Raw genomic sequence first — 20,460 nt, 5'->3', positions numbered from 1 at the left:
AATAGAACTGTCTTTGGTGTTAAAATCTACCCCTTCAACTTGTCTGTTGCTGCCTTTGCCACATCCTTCGTAGTTGAAGGTTCTAATCCCGGCAGCCCAAAAGCCAGCGGCTCCGAAAAAGCAACAGACAAGTGCAATCCCATCAACGAAGAGCCAGATATCAGCAATTATTTGGAGCCTCGCATTAAAGCTAAATGCACGAGATGTTCCCTTACCATCTTGACCCCATCTCTGAAACTCATCCGTCCAAAGCCAATGCGCATATTTTTCATGCTGATTTCACATAATATTTCCCAATGCCGGTAAATTTCTCTCCAGGCGAAGTGTAGCGAATGTGCCGGATCGTAGATGTGCGTCGGTTCGCTGGCGGCGCCGTTGAGTTCGATGATGGAGAAATGCTGCCCGGCTTCGAGGTCGTACCAGCTTTTGAAACGGATATCGAGCCGCCCGAAATGGAAGCCGGGTATGCGTGTGCATATGCGGTCGATCACGTGCGTGAGCGCGGGGGTGATGCGATGGCTTTGGTCGGTGAATTTCGAGCCACGACTGTGGTTGCCGTACGGGACGAGCCCTACCTTTTCGCCGGTGGCCGGAATGGACCTCAATTTTTCGCCCAAAGCTGCATGCAGGGCCGGGAGTTGCAGAATGGCCCGGTCGTTTTGCAGGATCAGGGTCAGAATATCCGAAATCCCGTCGCCGGTAACGCTCAGGAGCTCTTTGCCGACAATGCCTGAAATGTGCCCACTTGGCGCTCCGGGCATCCGGTAGTAGAATATGCCGGCTTCATTCGGGTAATCGATATAGGGCTGTAAAAGGAAGTCGACCCGGCTGCGCTGGCGGTAATCTTCCAGGTCGCTGGCCGTCTCCAAGAGCTTTACCTGCACGCCGCGCTCGCCGATGTCTGGTTTGGCGATCAATGGAAATTTCAGGGAAGTTCTCTTTAATAAAGACTGTACCTTGCCTGTGGAAATGCCAGCTTCACACACCAGGGTTTCAGGATAAGTCCCTTCCGGCATCAGCGAATAAATCCTGCTCTTGCGTTCCTCTGCGAATCCTGCATACCGCATCGAAGGATTGGCGGCACCAAAAAAGCAGACGGAGCGTGCCTGCATGCTCAGCCGAAGCCATGCCGGTACCATGGGCAGGTAAACGAATTCCAATGGCCAGTATTCCCAGTTCTGTAAGCGGATCAGGAACCTTTTTACTTTCCAGCGGAAGCTGTCGAATGCAGTATCCTGGCCGGGAGCTACTGTTTCCGGCCGGGTCACGAAGGTCGCTCCGGCGCGGAGGTCATGGTAATGCACGGCAGGCTCGGGATTGGTGAGATCAATGGATGTGACACTTACCGTAGCTATTGCGGTGCGATCGGCATTAAAACTTTGGCTGGCGTCAAACCTGATGCCTTTCTGGCGGTGGAAATCCAGGATGCTTTTCGTGTTAATGGCGGTTTTGCCATACCATTGTTGCAGCTTTTGCGATCGCATTTGCTGTGCTTGGCGATTGTATAGCGTGGATGAAGCCCAGATGTGCGGCTGCTGCGGGTCGAGTTCGTTCCGGTGCTTTTGGTTGCCGTCCCAGGTGTAGCGCATCAACTTGCCATCCGCAAACAGGATCAGCGTAAAGGGTTCGACCTCTTCGAGTGAAATCGTTTCAAAACAATCAGCCGAAGAGGGAGCTTCGAGGACTTCAAGCATGACGAGCCCCCGGCTTCTGCGGTACGAAGGCTTACGCACATGATTGTTAAAGCCTCCGTTAAGGAGCACTGCGGCATCCCGCCGGCCCTTCAAGGCGATCCAGGTGCCACCCGCGTGGGCGTCTCTCGGGTAGGTGAGCGCCTTGCCTGCGTAGCGGGTTACGGGTGGCTCCGCAGGTGCGCGATCGGTGCGTTCGTCCCGGTTGGAGGTTAGGAATGCACCTTTTTCGGTCGGAATGTAGGTTACCGTGCACATTGCGCCTGACGGTATCGGATGGTGGAGCTGGCTACTCCGAAACTTTCCGGCAGTGGCAGGGAGGTGAGCGCCCGCATACCGATTTTCATCAAAGCCATATGATGTACCGCATGTTCGAGATTGTAAACTAGTTCCCGTTCATAGTTGGTGGCAACCTGAAAACAGGCAGCCTCGGTAGCAGTCGTTAAAAGCAGTGCCTTATTTTCTTTGCCCAGCAAAGCTGCAATGCTGCCTAACTTGGCCAGTGCGACTTCCCGCTGCTGCTCAATGGCTTTATCCCTGCGTCTGGCGTCGTAATTCACATCACCGGTTCGGTAGCCGCGGTCGAGCTCAATAAAGAACTCGATTACGTGGCGTACGTGTCCGCCCAGGGAGGCACCTGATAGCACAGGTAAGCTCCGCCCGTACTGCTCGTCGGACAATGCGTCCAGCATCGCGCCGATCTGCACCAGCAGTGCCTGGATTGATTTTGTTAGTTGTCTGTTCATGTCGTTCATTTTGGAAAAAGGGAACAAAAACAATGCCCTTTTGGGGAGGTTTGGTTTACGTGTTAATCGCGCAACTTCACGCCCGAAATGCTGCTGCGGTGCCGGTACGCAAGCATCAGACAGGTTACGAGCACAATTACTGCCATAGCAAAAAGCTTGCCCGAGTCGTTTTGCACGACAATACCCAGGCGCGTCAGGTGCATAAAAACGGCGCCGGTCATCACGCCGATGCCGATCAGCGCCCCATAGGCAGTTGTGCGGGGAATGAGGATCAGAATCGAGGCGATCAGCTCCAATACGCCGACGAATATACGTCCCCAGGGCTCCATACCGACCGTTGAAAAGATGTACACGGATTCGGGGGCCGCCGAAAATTTGAAATAGAGGGTCTGCAACATAATCACTGCCGCTACCAGCCGGAGGACCCACGACCATTTCGGATGTGTTTGGGGTTTCATCACTGTTTGTCTTTGATCAATGGCCATTGTATATCTGCTTTTTCAATGAATTCTTCCCGTGTTTTCGACCAGTTGTTTTTGACTTTCATATTGTAATTGAAATACAACTTTTCATCCACGATCGTCCAGGTTTCAGCCTCCGTGGGTGCCTTGTGGCCTTCGGAAGTTCCGTAGGCGCAGTAGCCGCCATATTGGGGTATATACATGTCGGGTGCTGCTTTGAAGGCTTCGAGATTGGCGCGACTGCTGAAGAGCCAATCCGCATCTTTGTAATGGTAGGTCAGACTGTCGGCGCCTTCCACCGGTTTGGCGTCTTTGAAAAACGAGACGACATCATAGCCCTTGATGGCTTTGCCTTTCGGCGCAAAAATTTCGGATTTCTGTGCAAATGTTGCAGGGCCCGCCAGCATCAGCGCGGCAGCAAATAGTACTTTGTTCATGGATAATGCAGGTTGATTTAAGGTATAAACTTCATCCAGTTGTGGTCGGCCTGCGTTTTCAGTCGCGCCTCGTCCTGGTTCCAGCTTTTGAGGGTGTTGCTGAAATATTTGTTGTAAAAAAGATAGAGCTTGCCGTTCAGCACTTTGAATGTCTCTGGATCGATCTCCACTTTTTCTCCTTTCTTGCCCATTGCATATGCGCACCAGCCGCCGAATTGCGGTTCGTAGCGTGCGGGGTTGCGTGTGAATTCGTCCTTGTTTTGCTTCGAAGCGAAACGATAGGTAATGCCGTCGTAATTCGCTGAAAGTTCCTTTTTGCCTTCCACAGCCTTGTTCATGGTAAAGTAGGCTACCGGGTCATAACCCCCAATGGCAAGGCCGGATGATTCGAGATTGTACTGCTTTTTGCGCACTTCCGGAGTCTGGGCGAAGGCGGTGGCCGAGAGCACCAGGAAGAGGAAAAGGATATTGATTTGTTTTTTCATTGCAATGTCACTTTGATAATATTGTTAATGGTCGGAAGTGTCGTGAATTTGTTGGGGTTAGGTACGGGGCCGATGGCTTTGCTTTCGTTCAGCGGGGTTCCTGCGAGGTTGAATTGCGTAATGCCTGCGCCGGGGAACTGGTCGATGGCCGTTCCGTTGTCGTAGAGTCGGATGGACCCTGAAACGTCGCCGCTGGCATTGCCATCGATGTCGCTACCGCCTGTGGCAAAGAACCAGTCGTTGGAAAAGCCGTACATGGTGGCAATCGCAATGCGGTCACCGAATGCGAGCGTGAGTGGTTGTGAAACCTTGCCGCCGGCATTTCCGCCGATTTTAGGCAATAGTACTGTGCTGGTCGGTTCTTTGAGCACGTACACATTCTTAATGCCAGCCTTCATTTTCAACGCGGCGGCCAGTAAGTCTGCATTTCCTTTCTGGGCGAGTTCCTTAAGCCCTTCGCCGCGGTCGTTTTCACCAGATTTGAAAAAAGGATTTTCACTGCCGTTGTAAACCACCACCAATACCGGTGAAAGGGGCGTGAAGATGCCGGTTTGTGCTATGAGCCCGATATTCATGGGGCCATTGTCGCCGGCTTCGGCAATGCGGGTCAGCGCTTCGGTGGAAGCTTTGCCTTCCGAGTAAACAGGCTCGGGTAGCAGCAGGTTGCCGCCGGCTACATAGGAAATCGCCCAGGCGCCGGGGCTGAAAGGCGTTTCGTTCGCAGTGCCGCCCGACTGGTTTTTAATGGTGATGGTGAACATCGAATTGCCGTCATAAGCCAGCGAAACATTCATAAGCTGGGATGCAGGCAGAAACGCGTGTCCATAGTCGTCCATACCGGCTACTTCCTTGATATTGCGTGCGGTGGCTTCGGCCGTGCCCGGGTGCGTCACGCTCATGCCGGGCGCCTGGTTTACGCGCGTGCCATTGTCCCAAAGTTTGATTTGTGCTGAAACATCGCCGGTAATGGGGGTGCCATTGTCCTCGTACAACTTGATGCCCGGATTGGCGGGGGCCAAGAACAGGTCGTTGCTCCAACCGTACATCGTAGCAAAGGTGAGGCGCTGGTTTTTGGCGGCTGAAAACGAGAAGGATACGGATTGGCCGGGGAATATCACCGGTGGTGTACCGGTACCTTTGAATGTGCCCGATTGCACGAGCGGTTTGCTGTCGAGGACGTTTTCAATGGTCAGGGTTTTGGTGGTTGGCTGCGGATCGTGGTCTTTGGTACAGGCCCCGAAAATGAGGGCGGTCAGCGACAGCCCTAGCAGAGATTTCATCATATCTGTTTCCGTTTTGAATGTTTGGATGATGCAAAGCAACAAACACGGTATCCCGGCGGCGTAACGGAATTATAACAAAAGTATCACAGCCGCATTCGGCGCTGTTTTATTTGTAAACTTTGCACAAAATCAGCGGATATGGATACCAAAACTGTTCTGATCGTCGAGGACGATACCAACATTACCGAACTGCTTTCAATCCATCTTTCAGACCTGGGATGCAAAGTGGTTTCAGAAAAAAACGGGCAGAGCGGCCTCGCGCGGGCACAGGAGGAGAACTTCAACCTGATCATTCTCGATGTGATGCTGCCGGGCCTGAACGGCATGGAGATTTGCCGGAAAATCCGGCTGGGGGACAGGCAGACGCCCATTATGATGCTCACGGCGCGTTCCGAAGAAATAGACAAGGTAATGGGCCTCGAAACCGGTGCGGACGATTACCTCACCAAGCCGTTCAGCATACGGGAGTTCATTGCCCGGGTGCGGGTGATATTCAGGAGAAGCGAAGAAAAAGCACGGTATGCAACGCCCGTACCGCAGCTGATCAGCGTAGCAGGATTGGAAATCGATATTGACAAGCGGAAGGTCATGCTGCGGGGCGAGCGGCTCGATTTATCACCCCGTGAGTTTGAGTTGATCGTGTTGCTGGCGTCGAATCCGGGGAAAAGTTACAGCCGGAAGCAATTGCTGAGCCTGGTATGGGGGTATGATTTCGAGGGGTATGAGCACACGGTCAATACGCATATCAACCGGTTGCGAGGAAAAATTGAAGCAGATGCTTCGAATCCTGTATTTGTATTAACCACCTGGGGCATTGGCTACCGGTTTAACGAAGAACTGTGAAATGTCAGTAAGAACCATCGGGGGAAACCTACTCTTCTGGAAAATAAGTGGTGTTTTTGCGAGCCTGCTGATCATCCTGGGCATCATATTCGTCATGATCGCCTCCCGGTTTTCGAAGTCGTACTATATGACGGCCCATCAGCAGTTGTACGGCGGTATCGCCCAGCACCTGGCGACGTTTACGCAACCCATTAAAAACGGTAAGCCTGATACCACCGTCACCCACGACATCATTCATTCCACAATGGTCGCCAATCCGAGCGTGGAGGTTTACCTGCTGGATACGCTGGGGAATATCACGGATTACGTCGTACCCGAAGCGACCGTGCAGATGAAGAAGGTCGACATGGCAAAAATACAGGAATGGCTGGCGTCGGATGCCGGGAAGCCCATGGGCGACAACCCCAAACAGCCCGGTGAAGCCAGCATTTTCTCGGTAGCGCCGGTGCTGGAAAATGGCGTGAAGGTGGGGTATGTGTACGCTGTGCTCGCCAGCGAGCCCCAGAAGCAGATACTCGCCTCATTGACCGACGACCTGAATTTCAGATTGGCTGCCTACATATTTTTCGCCGCATTACTCGGGGCATTTGTCGTGGGCGTGGTGACGTTCTTTCTGATCACCGACAGCATTTGCAGCATTGCCGGTGTTGTGAAACGCTTTAAAGACGGCGATCACGCGGCTCGCGTACATGGGTACGCGAAAGGGAACCTGGGCGTGCTGACTTCCACATTCAACGATATGGCCGACGTGATCGTTGGTAACATCGAAAAGATCACCGCCACAGACCGGCTCCGGCAGGAGCTGATCGCCAACGTTTCGCATGATTTGCGGACGCCGCTTTCGATCATGCAGGGTTATGTGGAGACGATGATGATCAAGAAGGATACGCTTTCCGAGCAGGAAAAAGAACGGTATTTGTCCATTGTTCAGGATGGTACCCGGAAGCTTTCGGGGCTGGTGGACCAGTTGTTCCAGTATTCGAAGCTGGAAGCCAATGTGGTGTCGGTACAAAAAGAGGGGTTCCCGCTGGGTGAGCTGGTTTCGGATATACTAAGCTCCTATCAATTGAAGGCGGCGGAGCGGCGGATTCGGTTGTCGTTAGAGGCAGCTGATTCTTTGCCTCCGGTTTTTGCCGACATCGCATTAACTGAACGGGTGTTCCAGAACCTGCTCGACAACGCATTTAAATTCACGCCGGATGGTGGGCAGATTACCGTATATCTGGCCCAGGCCGCAAACGGCATCAAGATCAGGGTGGCCGATACAGGCGTGGGTATTGCGAAAGCTTATCAGGAGCAGATTTTCGAACGTTACAAACAGGCGGAAATGTATCCGTCGGGGCAAAAGGGGGCAGGTCTCGGTCTGGCGATCGTGCGGAAGATCCTGGAACTGCACCAAACGACGATCGAGGTGGTGAGTGATAGTGGCAAGGGTGCGACTTTTCAGTTTGTGATGTATCGGGAATAATTGTTAGTCCTAAGAATACCCTCCCTGAATTGATTCGTGCGGAGATAGCAGGGAGCCTTCTAAAAATGACGCAACTGAGTCTTGGGTGCTCACTTATGGGAAGGATCGTAGGCTACCTGAATAAGGATTCCCTTGGCAATGCTCCATTTAAGGAATCCAGAGAGCTTCAACTTCATTCCCGAAGATGAGAATAAAGGGAGCACTATTTCGAGCTATTACCATTACTCTTTTCAAGGTTAACCCCGACTTTTCAACAAAGCATATTGCGCCTTTTAAACAAAGTTAGCAATATGCCTTTAAACCGAATTTTGTTTCATCAAAATCAAAGAAGATGAACATGAATTCGAAAAATGAAAAATTAGTGCTGGTTACCGGTGGCTCCGGCTTTATTGCAGTGCACTGCATTCTCCAATTATTAAGTGCGGGTTACAAGGTGAGAACGACTTTGCGTTCCCTGAGCCGTCAGGATGACGTACGGTCGATGCTAAAAGAGGGTGGTATTGATGCAGGTGACCGTCTTACATTCACTGAGGCCGATCTATCTTCCGATACGCATTGGCCAGAAGCTATGAACGGTTGTACCTATGTATTGCATGTAGCTTCGCCCACACCAAAACTTAATTATAAACATGAGGATGAAATGATCATCCCGGCACGGGAAGGCGTGCTGCGGGTATTGCGGGCCGCAAGGGAGGCCGGTGTTAAACGCGTGGTATTGACCTCTGCCATAGGTGCGGTTGTGTACGGACATCCCAACCAGACCGAACCCTTTGACGAAGCGACCTGGACAGATACGGCTAATGCACCGGCATATCAGAAATCCAAAACCCTGGCGGAAAAAGCGGCATGGGAATTTATCGAAAAACAAGGGAATGGGTTGGAACTTGCTGCCATTAACCCCGCAACAGTTGTTGGGCCAGTATTGGGGCCCGATTATTCGCACTCCATATATCTGATCAAAAATCTGTTGACGGGCAAGATGCCAGGTTGTCCGAAGATTAATTCCGGTTTTGTAGATGTGCGGGATGTAGCCGATTTGCACCTGCGGGCGATGGAGCATCCTTCGGCAAACGGCGAGCGCTTTATTGCCACCGCAGGCGAAAGTATTTGGTTGGTGGCTGTGGCAAGAATACTTAGGGAGAACCTGGGCGCTGCTGCCAGTAAGGTCAAGGTTAGAGAGCTGCCCAGCATCTTACTGCGTATTGCAGCGCTAACAGACCCGATGGTCAGATCAATGATCCCGCTGTTAGGCAGGGTGATGAACGTCAGCAGCGCCAAAGCCATTAGTATGCTAGGCTGGTCGCCCCGTTCTACCGAACAGGCCGTGCTGGCCGCGGCGCAGAGCCTGATCCGTTTGCAGCTGCTCCACCCATAATTTGTAACTTTGTAAAGATGGAAGTAGCCGAAGTATTTATCGCTTGCAAGAAGCAGGCCCATTACAGCCGGGAACTGATCCTACCGCAACCGGCCCTGGTTCATATCGTTTCGGGTGAAATGCGGGTTGCGACCGCCGAGCGCAGCTATCATTTCTTCGCAGGCGACACCGTACTATTGCCCCGTAATCAGCTTGGCAGAATGAGCAAACTCCCATTGAACGCAGAGCCCTGCATCGCTATATCAGTGCTGTTTCGCAAGGAAAGGCTCCAACATTACTATTCAGCTAATGAATATAAATCAAATGCGCATCATAGCTGTGAGCTTAAAAAGTTCGGAGCGCATCCTTTACTGAAGAGCCTATTTAATTCGTTGCAGCCTTATTTTGAACTGACCGATGCTTTACCGGAAGACATTGCTGCTTTTAAGATCGAAGAAGCAGTTCGTATCCTTCGCGCCATTGATCCGGATGTAGATGAGCTGCTCGGGCAGTTTGACGAGCCGGGGAAGCTGGATTTGGCCGAATTCATGGAGCAGAATTATATGTTCAACCTGCCGCTGGAAAAATTCGGTTATCTGACCGGCAGAAGCCTGACCACATTTAAAAAAGATTTTAAACGCATTTTTCAGAATACCCCCGGCAGGTGGTTGACGCAGAAACGATTGGAGTTGGCCCATTATCAGATCTTCGAACAAAAAAGAAAGCCATCAGACGTTTACATAGAGACCGGGTTTGAAGATCTTTCACACTTTTCCTTTGCCTTTAAAAAGCATTTTGGTTATAGTCCAAACCAGCGTGAAGGCGAGTTAAGAAATCTCCAGACTTTACCCAACGGGACTTTGCCCGCCAGTTCCAGGTAATTAAACGGCAGTAGCCTAAACCACTGCCGTTCCCGTTAAACCTATTTCATTACAATAACTCACCCATCCCGAACACGGTCAATCCTTTGGCAAATTGTTCGGCTACGGCCTGGTTGGCGGCCTCAATGTAGTGGCCGGTGATGGGGTCAACCACGGTGCGTAATGGCCGGGTACCTTTCGGGGCGCCGATCAGTTTTACAATGGCGTCGGCCACGTCCTGCGGATTAGGTTTTTTGTCCTGCATCTCTCCGCCCAATGCGGCTACCATTTTGTTGGGTATATCGGCAATGGCACCGTATCCTTCGAATACCCCCTGATCGGATGCGGGGTTGTTTTTTTGCTGCATTTCGGTCGGGAAAGCGCCGGGCTCCAACAGGGCCACATCAATGCCTAAACGCTTTACCTCGTAATGCAGGCCCTCGCTTATTCCTTCCAGCGCAAATTTGGAGGCCGCATACACGGTAGCGAACGGGAACGATACCCGCCCGAAACCGCTGGTCACGTTAATGATCAGTCCGTCGGCCTGTTTGCGCATGGCGGGCAGCACCTGTTTGATCAGTCGCCAGGGCGCGTAAACGTTGATGTCAAAAGTGGTATGCACATCGGCAGTAGTAAAGCTCTCGGCCACACCAGTCATGCCGTAACCGGCGTTGTTTACCAATACATCGATAGTGCCTTCTTTGACCAAAATGGATTCAACGGCCTGTTTTACGCTCTGCTCGTCGGTCAGGGTAACGTCCAATACGGTCACGTTCTCCACGGCCGCAAGGGCCTGGGCTTTATCGGCATTACGGCCATCGGTATCGCGCATAGTGGCGTATACCTGATGTCCCGCGGCAGCTACGCTATGGGCGGCAAGCCAGCCAAAACCACTATTTGTTCCCGTTATTAATACGATCTTTTTGCTCATCTTTTTTACTTTTACATGAATAAGCAAAGGTTGAAAACGGCAACAACAAAGCATTTATCATTTGGTAAAAAGCGCCGCTAACGGATATTCCGGCGTATCCGGCTGAGCGATTGCTGGGTGATGCCCAGGTATGAGGCCACGTATGAAAGAGGGATGCGGTTGATCATGTTGGGAAACGCCTCAATGAACGAAAGATAACGCGTGGTGGCATCTTCTGAAACCAGCGGACTGCGCCGTTCCATGGCCAACGTAAGGCACTTTTTTACCATGTTGGCCTTCATCATTTCCCAGCCCACAATGGTGTCGGATATCTGGTCCCAGTTCTTTTTGTTGAAAACCAGAACCTTGCAGTCGGTTACGGCCTGCACATATTCGGACGCTACGATCTGCGATTCGAACTTTTGATTATCGACCACAAAGTTGCCTTCGTCCACAAAATAATTGGTGATTTCCTCGCCCTTGTTGTTGTAATAACAAAAGCGGAACACGCCTTCCAGCACGAACGCCACATACCGGGGCACCTTCCCGGCTTCCGAGAGGTAGTCGTCTTTTTTGAATTCAAGCATTTCAACCTTGCTTAGCAAAAACTCGATCTGCTGTTTGTTCAGGTCACCAAATTGCAGGATAAGATTTATGAGTGCTTCCATCACCTAAAAATAGTACACATGGGGGGGCATCCATTTATCATATGGTAAAAAATGAGGCAAGCCGGGCACATAACGATAGACAATGGAAGGCATAAGGACTGCCGTGACAGAGAGTCATTCAGATTTATTGGTAAGGGCTTGTAGTTTTAGATAAGTTACATAAGACGTAACAAGTATGGTCAAGACAATAAGGGGAGCGATGAAAACGGAAGCCGGATCGCCAATAGCAACGTGTGCAATGAGCGCAGACACGAAACTAATTGATAAACCAGTGTAAGCGACTTCTTTCGCTAAACGAAAAGGTATCCAAAGGGCGATAGCGGCAAGGCCTTTCGCGATTCCCAATTCTACCCTAAAGTAATCGGGAAAACCCAAATGTTGAAATCCCGCTTTTGTTGCTGGATTTACCAAATACGCATAGGTTGACAACGCCATTGCCAACGACAGCAATCCTGTCGAAACGTAGTAAGTGATTTTTATTTTATTCATAATAATAGCTTTTAATCAATAACAATACTTTCAAGACCTTTTTGCAACGCAGTTTCTTGAAGACCTGGAATTCTTTGTCCTTCCACACGAAACGTAGTAATGTCGGTAATGCCAAGAAAACCGAGTATGAATTTCAGATATGGGCTAACGAAATCAAACGACTGCATTACGCCTTGAGAATACACGCCGCTTGAAGCGATTGCGATATATGCTTTTTTGTTTTTCAAAAGGCCTTCAGGCATTCCGTCCTCTTTATAGCTAAAAGTTATTCCTGGTCTTGCAATGTGATCTAGATAGGCTTTTAATGTGGACGTTATCGCAAAGTTGTAAAATGGCGCACCAACAACATAGATATCCGCTTCTCGCATTTCCGCAATAGCTTCGTCTGAAATCTTTATCGCTTTTATTTGTTCAGGTGTGTGATTTTCGGCAGGCGTAAACCACGAACCAATTTGCAGTCCATCTAAATGTGGAAAGGATTCTTTTGCCAAATCTCTTTCTTTGACAAAACTGTTAGGGTATTTCGCTTGAATTTTCTCAATGATTACATTACCCAATTGTTTGCTGACTGAAGCCTCACCTTGTGGGCTTGTAATAATATGTAATACTTTTTTGCTCATTATTTTTTGTTTTTTAATGAAGCAAAATTACCTATGTTTGCTAACTAATAATTAGTAGTAAACAAAAGGTTAGTAGTAATATTTAGGTTACCTTATAAGATATGAAAGAAAGAACGCTGTATTCAGAAGAGCAATGCACGAGTCACATCAACGGAGTTGAAGACGCGCTGTATGTGGTAGGTGGTAAATGGAAATTGAGAATTGTTATTGCATTGGTCGGCGGACACACACGTTTCAACGAATTGCAACGAATAGTTAATGGCATTTCGGCAAGAGTGCTTTCCAATGAGTTAAAGCAATTAGAGTTAAACGGATTACTAAAACGGATGGTGCAAGCTGACCAAACCCCCGTCGTGGTAGAATACGTTCCTACGGAATATGCAAAAACACTCAAAGACGTTTTTGCTGTATTAGCAGACTGGGGACAAAAACATAAAAAGAAAATTACCGCTAAATGATAATATTTAGTCTCGACGGGCAACCGGCTGACATCACCGTACGGTTGTCAAACAGAAATTAACCAGCATTCAACGGCCCGTTTACCTGCTCATGGGGAGAATGGCTGAACCCGAAGAAGTTGCTGACCTGGCAGTCTTCGGAAGCTGTTTGACCATATCAGTTGAAGGACTGCCGAAAATCCAATGGGCTTTGTTTGGTCTTGCTTTTAAATAGTTTATTGAAAGACTGAGGATGCTCGAAACCCAGCTGATAGGCGATCTCACTGACAGACATCGTCGTTGTAGATAATTTTTCTTTGGCCTTCTCGATCAGTTTTTCGTGGATGATCTGCTGCATCGTCTGGCCGGTCAGTTGTTTCAGCAGGCTACTTAAATACTTTGAGGATATGTCCAAAGCATCGGCAAAGTATGCTACGGTTGGCAGTCCTTCGGAAAGCAGGGCTTCGTTGTTTAAATAGGTTGTTACGATCTCTTCGACCTGGTTTAGGACCTGGTGGTTGGTGATCTTTCGGGTGATGAACTGACGCTGGTAAAAGCGCTCGGCGTATTTGAGCAAGGTCTCCAGGTGCGAGATAATAATGTCCTGGCTGAATTTATCCATATTGGAATAATATTCAGCTTTAATGTTTTCGATCAGGTCATTGATCACTATTTCTTCCTTGTCTGAGAGGAATAGCGCTTCACTGGTGGCATAGCTAAAGTATTCGTACCGCTTGATCTTGGCAGCAAGCGATGTGTTCCAAAGAAAGTCGGGGTGTACGAATAGCATCCAGCCCTCCAGAGCCTCGGGTACACCATTCTCTTCGCCGCGCAAGATCTGGCCGGGAGACAAAAAGGCCATGAGCCCTTCATCAAAGTCGTATTTCTGTTGCCCGTAATGTAAGCCGTCACACCCTCTTTTCATAGATATTACATACAAATCGAAAATGACCGCCTCTATACCTGTATCATTCTTCAGGCCTTTCAGGTCGACGATGCTGATCAGCGGGTGATGGGGTTTAGGGAGCCTCATCAAACGGTGTATCTCCGTGATGGAGCTGATCCGGTAGGGTTTGCTGTTTGCCATCCTGTGAGCTATTTAAATTTAAACGGATACCATCATCTTAACGGACTCGGGATTGTTTTTGTAATTCAGGGTATCCCAGGCGTGTCTGAAACTGAGCGATACCGAAATGAGCAGCAGCAGCGCGGAAGCTATGTTTTTGATCATGGTTCATATCTGATATTTATGATTGATTATTCAGTTTTTTGAATTTCTCAAATTCCCTGTGTCCGATTTTTATCAATTGATTGGGCATCAAGCGGCTTAAAAATTTGATCACATTCACCAGCAGTGGCTTAATCTCGGGTGTGTCGTTCAAAAGTCCTTTGATGGCTACACCGACGAGTTTATCCACATCCATCATTTGGCTGGGATTAGGTGGCAGCACCCAATCATTCTGAAGATTGGTGTTCACGCCCGGAGGGACCAGTTCGAATACCTTGACACTGGTTTTGTTTAATTGCAGGCGAAGGGCAAGGGAGTAAGCATGAACCCCTGCTTTTGAAGCGCTGTAAACCGGAGCCGTTGAGTAAGGCATAAAAGCAATGGCAGAGGAAACATTCACAATCGCCGCAGAAGGTCTGCTGATCAGGTGCGGTAGAAATTGATGAACCATCCGGATCGTTCCCGTAAGATTGATATCTATCTCACGGGTTATGTTTTCGAGGTCCTTACTGGCGTCCTGAATGTCGAGCAACCGCATTTCACCTGCATTGTTAACGATCATATTCAGATCAGGAAATTGTTGTGTTACCTCTTTATACAGGCGCTCAATATCCTGCGGATCGCTTACATCGCTCTGAAAGGCGTGTATTTTGGGGAAACGCCTTTTGGTATCATTCAAGGCGTCTTGTTTACGACCTGTGACGATGATTGTTGACCCTTGCCGGGTAAGTTGCCTGACAAGTTCCAAACCTATACCGCTGGTTCCTCCTGTGATCAGGATGGTGCTATTCTTTAAGTCCATATTTTTCTTGCTGTTGTTGATGCAAAGTTCAGCAAATGTCAATTAGCGGATGTATCCAAAAGTCGCCAGGTTGTAGTGAAAAGGAAGATTAAGAGCTTCTGTTTCCATCCGTCGATGTCCAGGTTCGGGATTGCTGCTGATTTTGCCTTGATAATTAATGAGACAATAGGCTGCTCAGGCAGATCATATTCCTTTTGGCTACATCAAAAGGCGTTTAGGCTAATTCCGCTTTTTATTCCTGCTGCAATTTTGTGCAAACGAAATCAGGATAAAATGAAACAAAGAAGCAAGATGAAGCTCCATGTGCTGACCCTACTTTTCAGTATTGCGAGCTTGGCGTCATTCGCGCAGGCGACAGGGAATTTCAAAGGTAAAATTTTGTATCAATCCACCAAACAGCCCGTTATCGGCGCCACTGTGCAGATCGATCATTCACAATTCGGGGCGACCACCGATACATCGGGGATATTTACACTCAATAATATCCCAGCCGGTACTTATGCGGTAACGATTTCTTATATCGGTTTTCAGACCAAGAATATCAGTGAAGTAGTCATCACACCGGGTAAAACCTATTATTCCGAATTAGAAATCCTGGAAGCGGTGGCCAACTTAAACGAGGCGACGGTCCGCGCATTTAAGGGAGAAAACAATCTTTTGACTCCAGTCTCCACTTTTTCCTATTCGAGGGAAGAAATTTTCAGAAATCCGGGTGCCCAAGGCGACATTATGCGGGCTTTGGGAAGCCTGCCGGGTGTGGTAAGCAGCGGGGCCCAATTTTCTGCTATCGCCGCAAGAGGGCAGGGGACTCAGGACAACGTTTACATGGTCGATGATATACCGATGTTCAACTTGTCGCATTTGGAGGCGGAGGGTTTCAACTCTGGTTTTAACGACCCTAATGGCGGACGGTTTAGCATTTTTGCACCCAGGATCATTGATAACGTACAATTTCAGAATGGCGGCTTCGATGCGGTGTATGGCCGAAAATCTTCGTCCTATCTCGCGCTTGGCATCAAGGAAGGGAATAAAGAAACCTGGTCATTTGCCGGACAGTTCGATTTGCTGGGGGCTACTTTGATTGCCGATGGCCCGATCTCTAAAAAGACAAGTGTATTCGCCTCGGGAAGGTATCAGAATTTTGCATTGCTGCAAAGGGTTTTGGATCTGCAAAATCCGGTGAGTATCGGCTTTGGCGATTACCTGATTAAAACGACAACAGAGCTCAATGCAAAAAATAAACTTTCATTTATTGCCATGTATAATCCGGAAAGGCCAAGGCGGAGCATTGAAGATATCGATCCAAACTACAATATTAATGATGACAACAGTGGCGGCACGATGCTCTTTAATCACAGGGGTAGCAAGACGCTGGTCGGACTGAATCTGAGGACCCTGATCGATAGCAAAAGTTACATCAAGAACGTCCTTTATTTCCGTACATCGAGGGTGGATAACAACTTTGGCAATTTCACGCCATCCCTGAATGAAGAAGGCATGGTCCTGAACCCAAGACATGGCAGATACGAAGACGATCTCAGGCGGATCAAGAACAACCAGGCAGAAATGGGTTACCGCTCGGTTTATACCAAACGCTTCAATAAAGTCACCTTTACCGCAGGGATAGATGCGGCCATGGTAAACCTGGATTATGAACGGGCCCTTAAACGGGTAGATACGGTCTACACTTTCCGCCGTACCGATCCAAGACCAGGTGCTGGCCAGTATTATCAGATACTGAATCCGGCACAGTACAATTCAGATTTCGATAACAGTGCCTTCAATGGTTCGGGCTACGTAGCGGTATCATGGAAAATTGCTGATGGCTTTACCCTGAACCCAAGCATTCGCTACGATTACACGGGCTTCACAGAGCAGCATACCGTTTCGCCAAGGCTGAGCGGGAGCATTCTGTTGGGGGATAAACAGAGCGTCAATTTTGCTTCCGGTATCTACTTTCAGGATGCTGCTTTCTCCGATCTGGCAGGTCAGAGCGCTGCCAATAAGCTGAAAAATGAACGGACTTTTCAAAACATTGTAGGCTACAAATACCAATTTTCAGGCGATCTGAAACTGGTCGTGGAAGGTTGGCATAAACAGTTCGACGACGTGGTTGTCCAGCCCAACCGGGTGCAGAGCTACCTTAATAATAATGGCACGGGTTACGCATACGGCGCTGACGTGAGCCTTACCAAAAGACTTTCACAAAGCTGGTACGGTACTGTCAGCTACTCATATATGGAAAGCAAACGGGATGATCATAACGGTCAAGGCCGATACGACTACACCTTTAGCGTACCACACAACTTTTCATTGCTAGGCAGCTACAAGCCTAATAACAAATGGATCTTCTCAGGTAAATTCCGGTACAGTACCGGCCGTCCTGCCGATGTGTATACCCTTCACTCCAATGTGCTCGGCGATCCTGATATGCTGCGTTATTCGCAGGAAATCACGGAGATTAATGGCAGAAGACTACCTGATTATGTCAGCCTGGACGTTCGCGTCGATTACAATGTGCCTTTGAAAAGAGGAATGTTCTCCGCTTTCGTAGACCTTGCTAACATCAACAACCAGTTTAATGTGAATTCCGAGGTATTCATTCCCAATACCGGAAACGTGTACAGGGTCGGCCTGGGGATGTTTCCAACATTTGGGGTAAGGGTTGAACTATAAATAACATGCCTATATACGTGGTTGGAGAAAAGTTACCCTTTTAGCGACCTTACTATTTGTAAGCATTGTGTTACACACTTGCCGCCCTGCCACTCGCGCGCATCTCTGATAGGGGTGGTGCAAAAAAAGTACTGGTTTGTTGTATCGCAAACAAAAAAATAGCTGGCATTTGATTTACCATTAATTGTATTTATAAAATCTCTCCAATGAAAATAGTAAGTGTGATACTTATTCTGGCATCCGCATTTTTGAGCGTCAAACATGGCTGGGATGCGTTTCAGCCGCCAAGTCCGGAGCAGGCAAAAATGATGGGCAACCTGGGCGTTACCGAGTCTATCATGCCGTATTTCGGCGTGTTTTCAATCATCATTGGCTTGATGTTGTTATTTCCGCAAACCTTTTTTCTTGGTAATGTACTTAATGCCGTTACCATTGTTCTGATCATGGCTTTGTCTTTACGAGCGGGCGACTTTAAAACCGCTTTGATGGAAATCCCTTTTCTGGCCTTGCCTTTGTTATTGATCTGGTTCAGATATCCTTTCAAATTCTAAGAAAAATATGATGAATGCACCGATTAGAATAAGTTCCATCTCTCAGGCCCATAAGATGCAGGGGTTCGCACCGCCGCCGCATCCCATGATCAGCATTATCGAATGCGGCCAGCTAAAAGACAGTCCTGGCATGAGCGTCGTGCTGGATTTTTATATGATTTCGATCAAACGGAATTGTAACAACCTGATATATGGGCAGCAGAAATACGATTTTGACGAGGGCTTTATGGCCTTTGTGGGACCTAACCAAATTTTAAGCGGGCAAGAGCATGCCCCCGGGTATGAACCCAAAGGATGGATGCTGTTTGTGCACCCAGATTTCTTCTGGGGAACACCGCTTGCCAAAAAGATTAAGCAGTACGAATTTTTTAATTACTCGGTAAAGGAAGCCTTGTTTTTATCGGACAAAGAGGAAAAGGTGATGAACGAAATCGTTGCAAATATTATCCACGAATGCAACGGGAATATCGACCCGTTCACCCAGAACATCATCGTATCGTACTTGGAGACCCTGCTCAATTACTCTGAACGCTTTTACCAGCGACAGTTCATTACCCGGAAGATCACCAACCACCAGATCCTTGATCGGCTCAATGATTTATTGAACAATTATTTTGAAAGTGATGATCTGGTGACCAACGGCTTGCCGACAGTAGAGTTTATTTCCGAGGCGCTTCACGTTTCACCAGGTTATTTGAGGAGTTTGCTTAAAAATTTGACCGGACTAAGCACGCAACAGCACATTCACGAAAAGCTGATTGATAAGGCCAAGGAAAAACTGTCTACGACCACCTTGTCGGTCAGCGAGATTGCCTATGGCCTGGGCTTTGAGCACCCGCAATCGTTCAACAAGCTTTTTAAGAGCAAAACCAAAGTTTCTCCTTTGGAATTCAGGGCGTCGTTCAACTGATGATCTTTGATGAGACGCCAATGTGAATTACAGACTGAATTTCTATGTTGGATCTTTCTGCTTTTGCTGCTGACGGGCTGCGGCAGCTTCGAATTTAGTCCCAACCAGGTCAGCGACAAGGACTCGCCCAGAGATCTGAATTCGAAAAATCTGATCAAGCTATTTGCTAACCCGACCGACGATACGGTAACTGTTGTTTTCGTCGGTGATTCGCAGCGCTGGTATGATGAACTCGACCGGTTTGTAGAAAAGGTAAATACACTGGATGATGTCGACCTGGTTCTCCTTGCAGGCGACGTCTCGGATTTTGGCCTTTTACAGGAGTTTGAGTGGGTGACTGGCCGGTTGGGCCATTTGAAAAAACCATACATCGGCGTAGTCGGAAACCACGACCTGATTGCGAATGGCGAGAAAGTATTTACAAGAATGTTTGGACCGACCGATTTCTCGTTCGTATATGACAGCGTCAAATTTATCTGTCATAATACAAATAGCCTGGAATACTCAAATCGTAAAGTACCGGACATGACCTGGCTTTCCCGGGAATTGTCCGGTACAGAAGATGCTGCGTATATTGTGACCGTTTCTCATGTCCCACCATTCAGCCCGCTGGAATTTGATCGTGAGCTGGCTGAGTCGTACCCATTATTATTAAGCCGAACGCCAAAAATGTTGCTGTCACTTCATGGGCATGTTCACCAGCATCTGGATTTTTACCCATTTGAGGATGGTATCAGGTATATGACCAGCTATGCTTTTAACCAGAATGCTTTTGTACTGCTTAAAATGGTAAACGGAAGAGTCTTCAAATCGATAGTGGGATACTAGAATGAAACCGAAAGTATGGGTAATGCTTGCGCTGCTGATCGGATCAGCAGATCGGAATTGCTGTGCGCAATTTCTGAAAAATTTAGTACCTGATCACTTAGGGGTTCAATATGCAGGGAGCATCGGGTGGGTCAGTGTGGGCACCGGTTACGACTTATTTCGCAGCCGGATACGGACCGGCCTGCATTACGGCTATTTACCCAAGGATTTTGGTGGGGAGTTGCACATACTTTCCGCCTCGGTTTATTGCCAGCCATTGAAGATAAAGGTGGCCAAAGCCTTTACTATTCATCCGCTGGATATTGGAATAAAATCCGCGTACCATTTTGGCGACCAGTTTTATCTCAACTGGCCCGAACGCTTTCCCCGGGGTTATTATTGGTGGAAGTCTGCGCTCCGGCTTCATTTGGCCACAGAGTCCTCTGTTACCCGTGAATTGAAAAACGCAGGTAGCATAAAAGCGGTAACCGGATATATCGAGTTAAATACCAATGATCTGTATCTGGTCAGCTATGTGCTCAATCCAACGGTACTGGCAATCACAGATATCATCAAGATTGGATGTGGGATCAGGATCCATTTTTAAAGCCATCCGTTTTGGCTACAACAAAAGGTGTTTAGACTAATTGCGCCAACTGTATATACAGCACTTTTGTATCGTTCCCGCGACCGGCGAAGTTGAAGAAGTCGCGACCGCACACACCTTGTTGCCA

23 protein-coding genes are annotated in these 20,460 nt (G+C 48.5%); 10 read left to right on the top strand and 13 right to left on the bottom strand.

Annotation, left to right across the window (positions count from 1 at the left end):
- Window positions 1–167 precede the first annotated feature (167 nt).
- The 6 genes from ACTJJJ_RS28980 to ACTJJJ_RS28955 all read right to left on the bottom strand — a co-directional run bounded on the left by ACTJJJ_RS28980 (window position 168) and on the right by ACTJJJ_RS28955 (window position 5,103).
- Window positions 168–1,949 (bottom strand): NRDE family protein, encoded by a 1,782-nt coding sequence (locus ACTJJJ_RS28980; RefSeq protein WP_426293820.1) that lies wholly within the window; start codon window positions 1,947–1,949, stop codon window positions 168–170.
- Complete coding sequence (locus tag ACTJJJ_RS28975; RefSeq protein WP_188927843.1) at window positions 1,937–2,437, bottom strand: DinB family protein; 501 nt, start codon at window positions 2,435–2,437, stop codon at window positions 1,937–1,939. The genes ACTJJJ_RS28980 and ACTJJJ_RS28975 overlap by 13 nt, the downstream gene beginning before the upstream one ends.
- A 62-nt stretch (window positions 2,438–2,499) precedes the next feature.
- Window positions 2,500–2,895 (bottom strand): DoxX family protein, encoded by a 396-nt coding sequence (locus tag ACTJJJ_RS28970; protein ID WP_188927845.1) that lies wholly within the window; start codon window positions 2,893–2,895, stop codon window positions 2,500–2,502.
- Entirely contained in the window at window positions 2,895–3,335 is a 441-nt protein-coding gene (locus tag ACTJJJ_RS28965; RefSeq protein WP_188927848.1) for a YHS domain-containing (seleno)protein, read from the bottom strand. Before ACTJJJ_RS28965 ends, ACTJJJ_RS28970 begins: the two co-directional genes overlap by 1 nt.
- A gap of 17 nt (window positions 3,336–3,352) precedes the next feature.
- Window positions 3,353–3,820 carry a YHS domain-containing (seleno)protein gene (locus ACTJJJ_RS28960; protein ID WP_188927850.1) on the bottom strand — a complete coding sequence of 156 codons (468 nt, stop codon included), beginning with the start codon at window positions 3,818–3,820 and terminating at the stop codon, window positions 3,353–3,355.
- Window positions 3,817–5,103 carry a spondin domain-containing protein gene (locus ACTJJJ_RS28955; RefSeq protein ID WP_188927852.1) on the bottom strand — a complete coding sequence of 429 codons (1,287 nt, stop codon included), beginning with the start codon at window positions 5,101–5,103 and terminating at the stop codon, window positions 3,817–3,819. Before ACTJJJ_RS28955 ends, ACTJJJ_RS28960 begins: the two co-directional genes overlap by 4 nt.
- Window positions 5,104–5,241: 138 nt before the next feature.
- On the opposite strand from ACTJJJ_RS28955, the gene ACTJJJ_RS28950 reads away from it, so the two are divergent.
- The 4 genes from ACTJJJ_RS28950 (at window position 5,242) to ACTJJJ_RS28935 (ending at window position 9,649) form a co-directional block, all read left to right on the top strand.
- Complete coding sequence (locus ACTJJJ_RS28950; RefSeq protein ID WP_188927854.1) at window positions 5,242–5,946, top strand: response regulator transcription factor; 705 nt, start codon at window positions 5,242–5,244, stop codon at window positions 5,944–5,946.
- 1 nt (window position 5,947) lies between these two features.
- Entirely contained in the window at window positions 5,948–7,414 is a 1,467-nt protein-coding gene (locus ACTJJJ_RS28945) for a HAMP domain-containing sensor histidine kinase (protein ID WP_188927857.1), read from the top strand.
- Between the two features lie 337 nt (window positions 7,415–7,751).
- Window positions 7,752–8,789: an SDR family oxidoreductase gene (locus ACTJJJ_RS28940; RefSeq protein WP_229221114.1), complete on the top strand. Its 1,038-nt coding sequence runs from the start codon at window positions 7,752–7,754 to the stop codon at window positions 8,787–8,789.
- Window positions 8,790–8,806: 17 nt separating this feature from the next.
- Window positions 8,807–9,649, top strand: a complete 843-nt coding sequence (locus ACTJJJ_RS28935) for a helix-turn-helix domain-containing protein (protein ID WP_188927861.1) — start codon at window positions 8,807–8,809, stop codon at window positions 9,647–9,649.
- Window positions 9,650–9,698: 49 nt separating this feature from the next.
- Here the strand turns inward: ACTJJJ_RS28935 and ACTJJJ_RS28930 are convergent, their stop codons facing one another.
- The 4 genes from ACTJJJ_RS28930 to ACTJJJ_RS28915 form a co-directional block, all read right to left on the bottom strand.
- Complete coding sequence (locus ACTJJJ_RS28930) at window positions 9,699–10,559, bottom strand: SDR family oxidoreductase (protein WP_188927863.1); 861 nt, start codon at window positions 10,557–10,559, stop codon at window positions 9,699–9,701.
- A 77-nt stretch (window positions 10,560–10,636) separates the two neighbouring features.
- Window positions 10,637–11,206: a Crp/Fnr family transcriptional regulator gene (locus ACTJJJ_RS28925; RefSeq protein WP_188927865.1), complete on the bottom strand. Its 570-nt coding sequence runs from the start codon at window positions 11,204–11,206 to the stop codon at window positions 10,637–10,639.
- Between the two features lie 114 nt (window positions 11,207–11,320).
- Complete coding sequence (locus tag ACTJJJ_RS28920) at window positions 11,321–11,695, bottom strand: DoxX family protein (protein ID WP_188927867.1); 375 nt, start codon at window positions 11,693–11,695, stop codon at window positions 11,321–11,323.
- 11 nt (window positions 11,696–11,706) lie between these two features.
- The gene (locus ACTJJJ_RS28915) at window positions 11,707–12,315 is read right to left on the bottom strand and encodes an FMN-dependent NADH-azoreductase (protein WP_188927869.1); all 609 of its coding nucleotides are present in this window, start codon (window positions 12,313–12,315) and stop codon (window positions 11,707–11,709) included.
- Between the two features lie 101 nt (window positions 12,316–12,416).
- Between ACTJJJ_RS28915 and ACTJJJ_RS28910 the strand changes: the two genes are divergently transcribed.
- Window positions 12,417–12,773, top strand: a complete 357-nt coding sequence (locus ACTJJJ_RS28910; protein WP_188927875.1) for a winged helix-turn-helix transcriptional regulator — start codon at window positions 12,417–12,419, stop codon at window positions 12,771–12,773.
- 157 nt (window positions 12,774–12,930) lie between these two features.
- On the opposite strand, the gene ACTJJJ_RS28905 is transcribed toward ACTJJJ_RS28910, so the two are convergent.
- The 3 genes from ACTJJJ_RS28905 to ACTJJJ_RS28895 are packed head-to-tail and all read right to left on the bottom strand — an operon-like array spanning window position 12,931 to window position 14,782.
- Window positions 12,931–13,839: a helix-turn-helix domain-containing protein gene (locus tag ACTJJJ_RS28905; RefSeq protein WP_426293821.1), complete on the bottom strand. Its 909-nt coding sequence runs from the start codon at window positions 13,837–13,839 to the stop codon at window positions 12,931–12,933.
- An 18-nt stretch (window positions 13,840–13,857) separates the two neighbouring features.
- Complete coding sequence (locus ACTJJJ_RS28900; protein WP_262892313.1) at window positions 13,858–13,983, bottom strand: hypothetical protein; 126 nt, start codon at window positions 13,981–13,983, stop codon at window positions 13,858–13,860.
- A 16-nt stretch (window positions 13,984–13,999) separates the two neighbouring features.
- Entirely contained in the window at window positions 14,000–14,782 is a 783-nt protein-coding gene (locus tag ACTJJJ_RS28895; protein WP_188927879.1) for an SDR family oxidoreductase, read from the bottom strand.
- A gap of 273 nt (window positions 14,783–15,055) precedes the next feature.
- On the opposite strand from ACTJJJ_RS28895, the gene ACTJJJ_RS28890 reads away from it, so the two are divergent.
- The 5 genes from ACTJJJ_RS28890 (at window position 15,056) to ACTJJJ_RS28870 (ending at window position 20,333) form a co-directional block, all read left to right on the top strand.
- On the top strand, window positions 15,056–17,458 hold the full coding sequence (locus ACTJJJ_RS28890; protein ID WP_188927881.1) for a TonB-dependent receptor: 2,403 nt from the start codon (window positions 15,056–15,058) through the stop codon (window positions 17,456–17,458).
- A 206-nt stretch (window positions 17,459–17,664) separates the two neighbouring features.
- The gene (locus ACTJJJ_RS28885) at window positions 17,665–18,009 is read left to right on the top strand and encodes a DoxX family protein (RefSeq protein WP_188927883.1); all 345 of its coding nucleotides are present in this window, start codon (window positions 17,665–17,667) and stop codon (window positions 18,007–18,009) included.
- A 55-nt stretch (window positions 18,010–18,064) separates the two neighbouring features.
- Window positions 18,065–18,919 carry a helix-turn-helix domain-containing protein gene (locus ACTJJJ_RS28880; RefSeq protein WP_440703723.1) on the top strand — a complete coding sequence of 285 codons (855 nt, stop codon included), beginning with the start codon at window positions 18,065–18,067 and terminating at the stop codon, window positions 18,917–18,919.
- A gap of 9 nt (window positions 18,920–18,928) precedes the next feature.
- The gene (locus tag ACTJJJ_RS28875; RefSeq protein ID WP_188927887.1) at window positions 18,929–19,747 is read left to right on the top strand and encodes a metallophosphoesterase family protein; all 819 of its coding nucleotides are present in this window, start codon (window positions 18,929–18,931) and stop codon (window positions 19,745–19,747) included.
- Window positions 19,748–19,769: 22 nt separating this feature from the next.
- Window positions 19,770–20,333 carry a hypothetical protein gene (locus ACTJJJ_RS28870; protein WP_426293825.1) on the top strand — a complete coding sequence of 188 codons (564 nt, stop codon included), beginning with the start codon at window positions 19,770–19,772 and terminating at the stop codon, window positions 20,331–20,333.
- The last annotated feature ends 127 nt before the right edge of the window (window positions 20,334–20,460 follow it).

Origin of the sequence: Dyadobacter sp. 22481 (assembly GCF_052044875.1) — a bacterium.
Lineage (GTDB): Bacteria > Bacteroidota > Bacteroidia > Cytophagales > Spirosomataceae > Dyadobacter > Dyadobacter endophyticus.
This window is presented reverse-complemented; position numbering and strand designations above follow the sequence as displayed.

Bases quoted from the DNA above. Each gene is read 5' to 3' on its own strand.
- ACTJJJ_RS28915 (WP_188927869.1), bottom strand. From the start codon at position 12,315: ATGAGCAAAAAAGTATTACATATTATTACAAGCCCACAAGGTGAGGCT.
- ACTJJJ_RS28960 (WP_188927850.1), bottom strand. From the start codon at position 3,820: ATGAAAAAACAAATCAATATCCTTTTCCTCTTCCTGGTGCTCTCGGCC.
- ACTJJJ_RS28970 (WP_188927845.1), bottom strand. From the start codon at position 2,895: ATGAAACCCCAAACACATCCGAAATGGTCGTGGGTCCTCCGGCTGGTA.
- ACTJJJ_RS28870 (WP_426293825.1), top strand. From the start codon at position 19,770: ATGCTTGCGCTGCTGATCGGATCAGCAGATCGGAATTGCTGTGCGCAA.
- ACTJJJ_RS28900 (WP_262892313.1), bottom strand. From the start codon at position 13,983: ATGATCAAAAACATAGCTTCCGCGCTGCTGCTGCTCATTTCGGTATCG.
- ACTJJJ_RS28875 (WP_188927887.1), top strand. From the start codon at position 18,929: ATGAGACGCCAATGTGAATTACAGACTGAATTTCTATGTTGGATCTTT.
- ACTJJJ_RS28940 (WP_229221114.1), top strand. From the start codon at position 7,752: ATGAATTCGAAAAATGAAAAATTAGTGCTGGTTACCGGTGGCTCCGGC.
- ACTJJJ_RS28980 (WP_426293820.1), bottom strand. From the start codon at position 1,949: ATGTGCACGGTAACCTACATTCCGACCGAAAAAGGTGCATTCCTAACC.
- ACTJJJ_RS28945 (WP_188927857.1), top strand. From the start codon at position 5,948: ATGTCAGTAAGAACCATCGGGGGAAACCTACTCTTCTGGAAAATAAGT.
- ACTJJJ_RS28950 (WP_188927854.1), top strand. From the start codon at position 5,242: ATGGATACCAAAACTGTTCTGATCGTCGAGGACGATACCAACATTACC.
- ACTJJJ_RS28935 (WP_188927861.1), top strand. From the start codon at position 8,807: ATGGAAGTAGCCGAAGTATTTATCGCTTGCAAGAAGCAGGCCCATTAC.
- ACTJJJ_RS28885 (WP_188927883.1), top strand. From the start codon at position 17,665: ATGAAAATAGTAAGTGTGATACTTATTCTGGCATCCGCATTTTTGAGC.
- ACTJJJ_RS28965 (WP_188927848.1), bottom strand. From the start codon at position 3,335: ATGAACAAAGTACTATTTGCTGCCGCGCTGATGCTGGCGGGCCCTGCA.
- ACTJJJ_RS28955 (WP_188927852.1), bottom strand. From the start codon at position 5,103: ATGATGAAATCTCTGCTAGGGCTGTCGCTGACCGCCCTCATTTTCGGG.
- ACTJJJ_RS28890 (WP_188927881.1), top strand. From the start codon at position 15,056: ATGAAACAAAGAAGCAAGATGAAGCTCCATGTGCTGACCCTACTTTTC.
- ACTJJJ_RS28895 (WP_188927879.1), bottom strand. From the start codon at position 14,782: ATGGACTTAAAGAATAGCACCATCCTGATCACAGGAGGAACCAGCGGT.
- ACTJJJ_RS28920 (WP_188927867.1), bottom strand. From the start codon at position 11,695: ATGAATAAAATAAAAATCACTTACTACGTTTCGACAGGATTGCTGTCG.
- ACTJJJ_RS28880 (WP_440703723.1), top strand. From the start codon at position 18,065: ATGCAGGGGTTCGCACCGCCGCCGCATCCCATGATCAGCATTATCGAA.
- ACTJJJ_RS28930 (WP_188927863.1), bottom strand. From the start codon at position 10,559: ATGAGCAAAAAGATCGTATTAATAACGGGAACAAATAGTGGTTTTGGC.
- ACTJJJ_RS28975 (WP_188927843.1), bottom strand. From the start codon at position 2,437: ATGAACAGACAACTAACAAAATCAATCCAGGCACTGCTGGTGCAGATC.
- ACTJJJ_RS28910 (WP_188927875.1), top strand. From the start codon at position 12,417: ATGAAAGAAAGAACGCTGTATTCAGAAGAGCAATGCACGAGTCACATC.
- ACTJJJ_RS28925 (WP_188927865.1), bottom strand. From the start codon at position 11,206: ATGGAAGCACTCATAAATCTTATCCTGCAATTTGGTGACCTGAACAAA.
- ACTJJJ_RS28905 (WP_426293821.1), bottom strand. From the start codon at position 13,839: ATGGCAAACAGCAAACCCTACCGGATCAGCTCCATCACGGAGATACAC.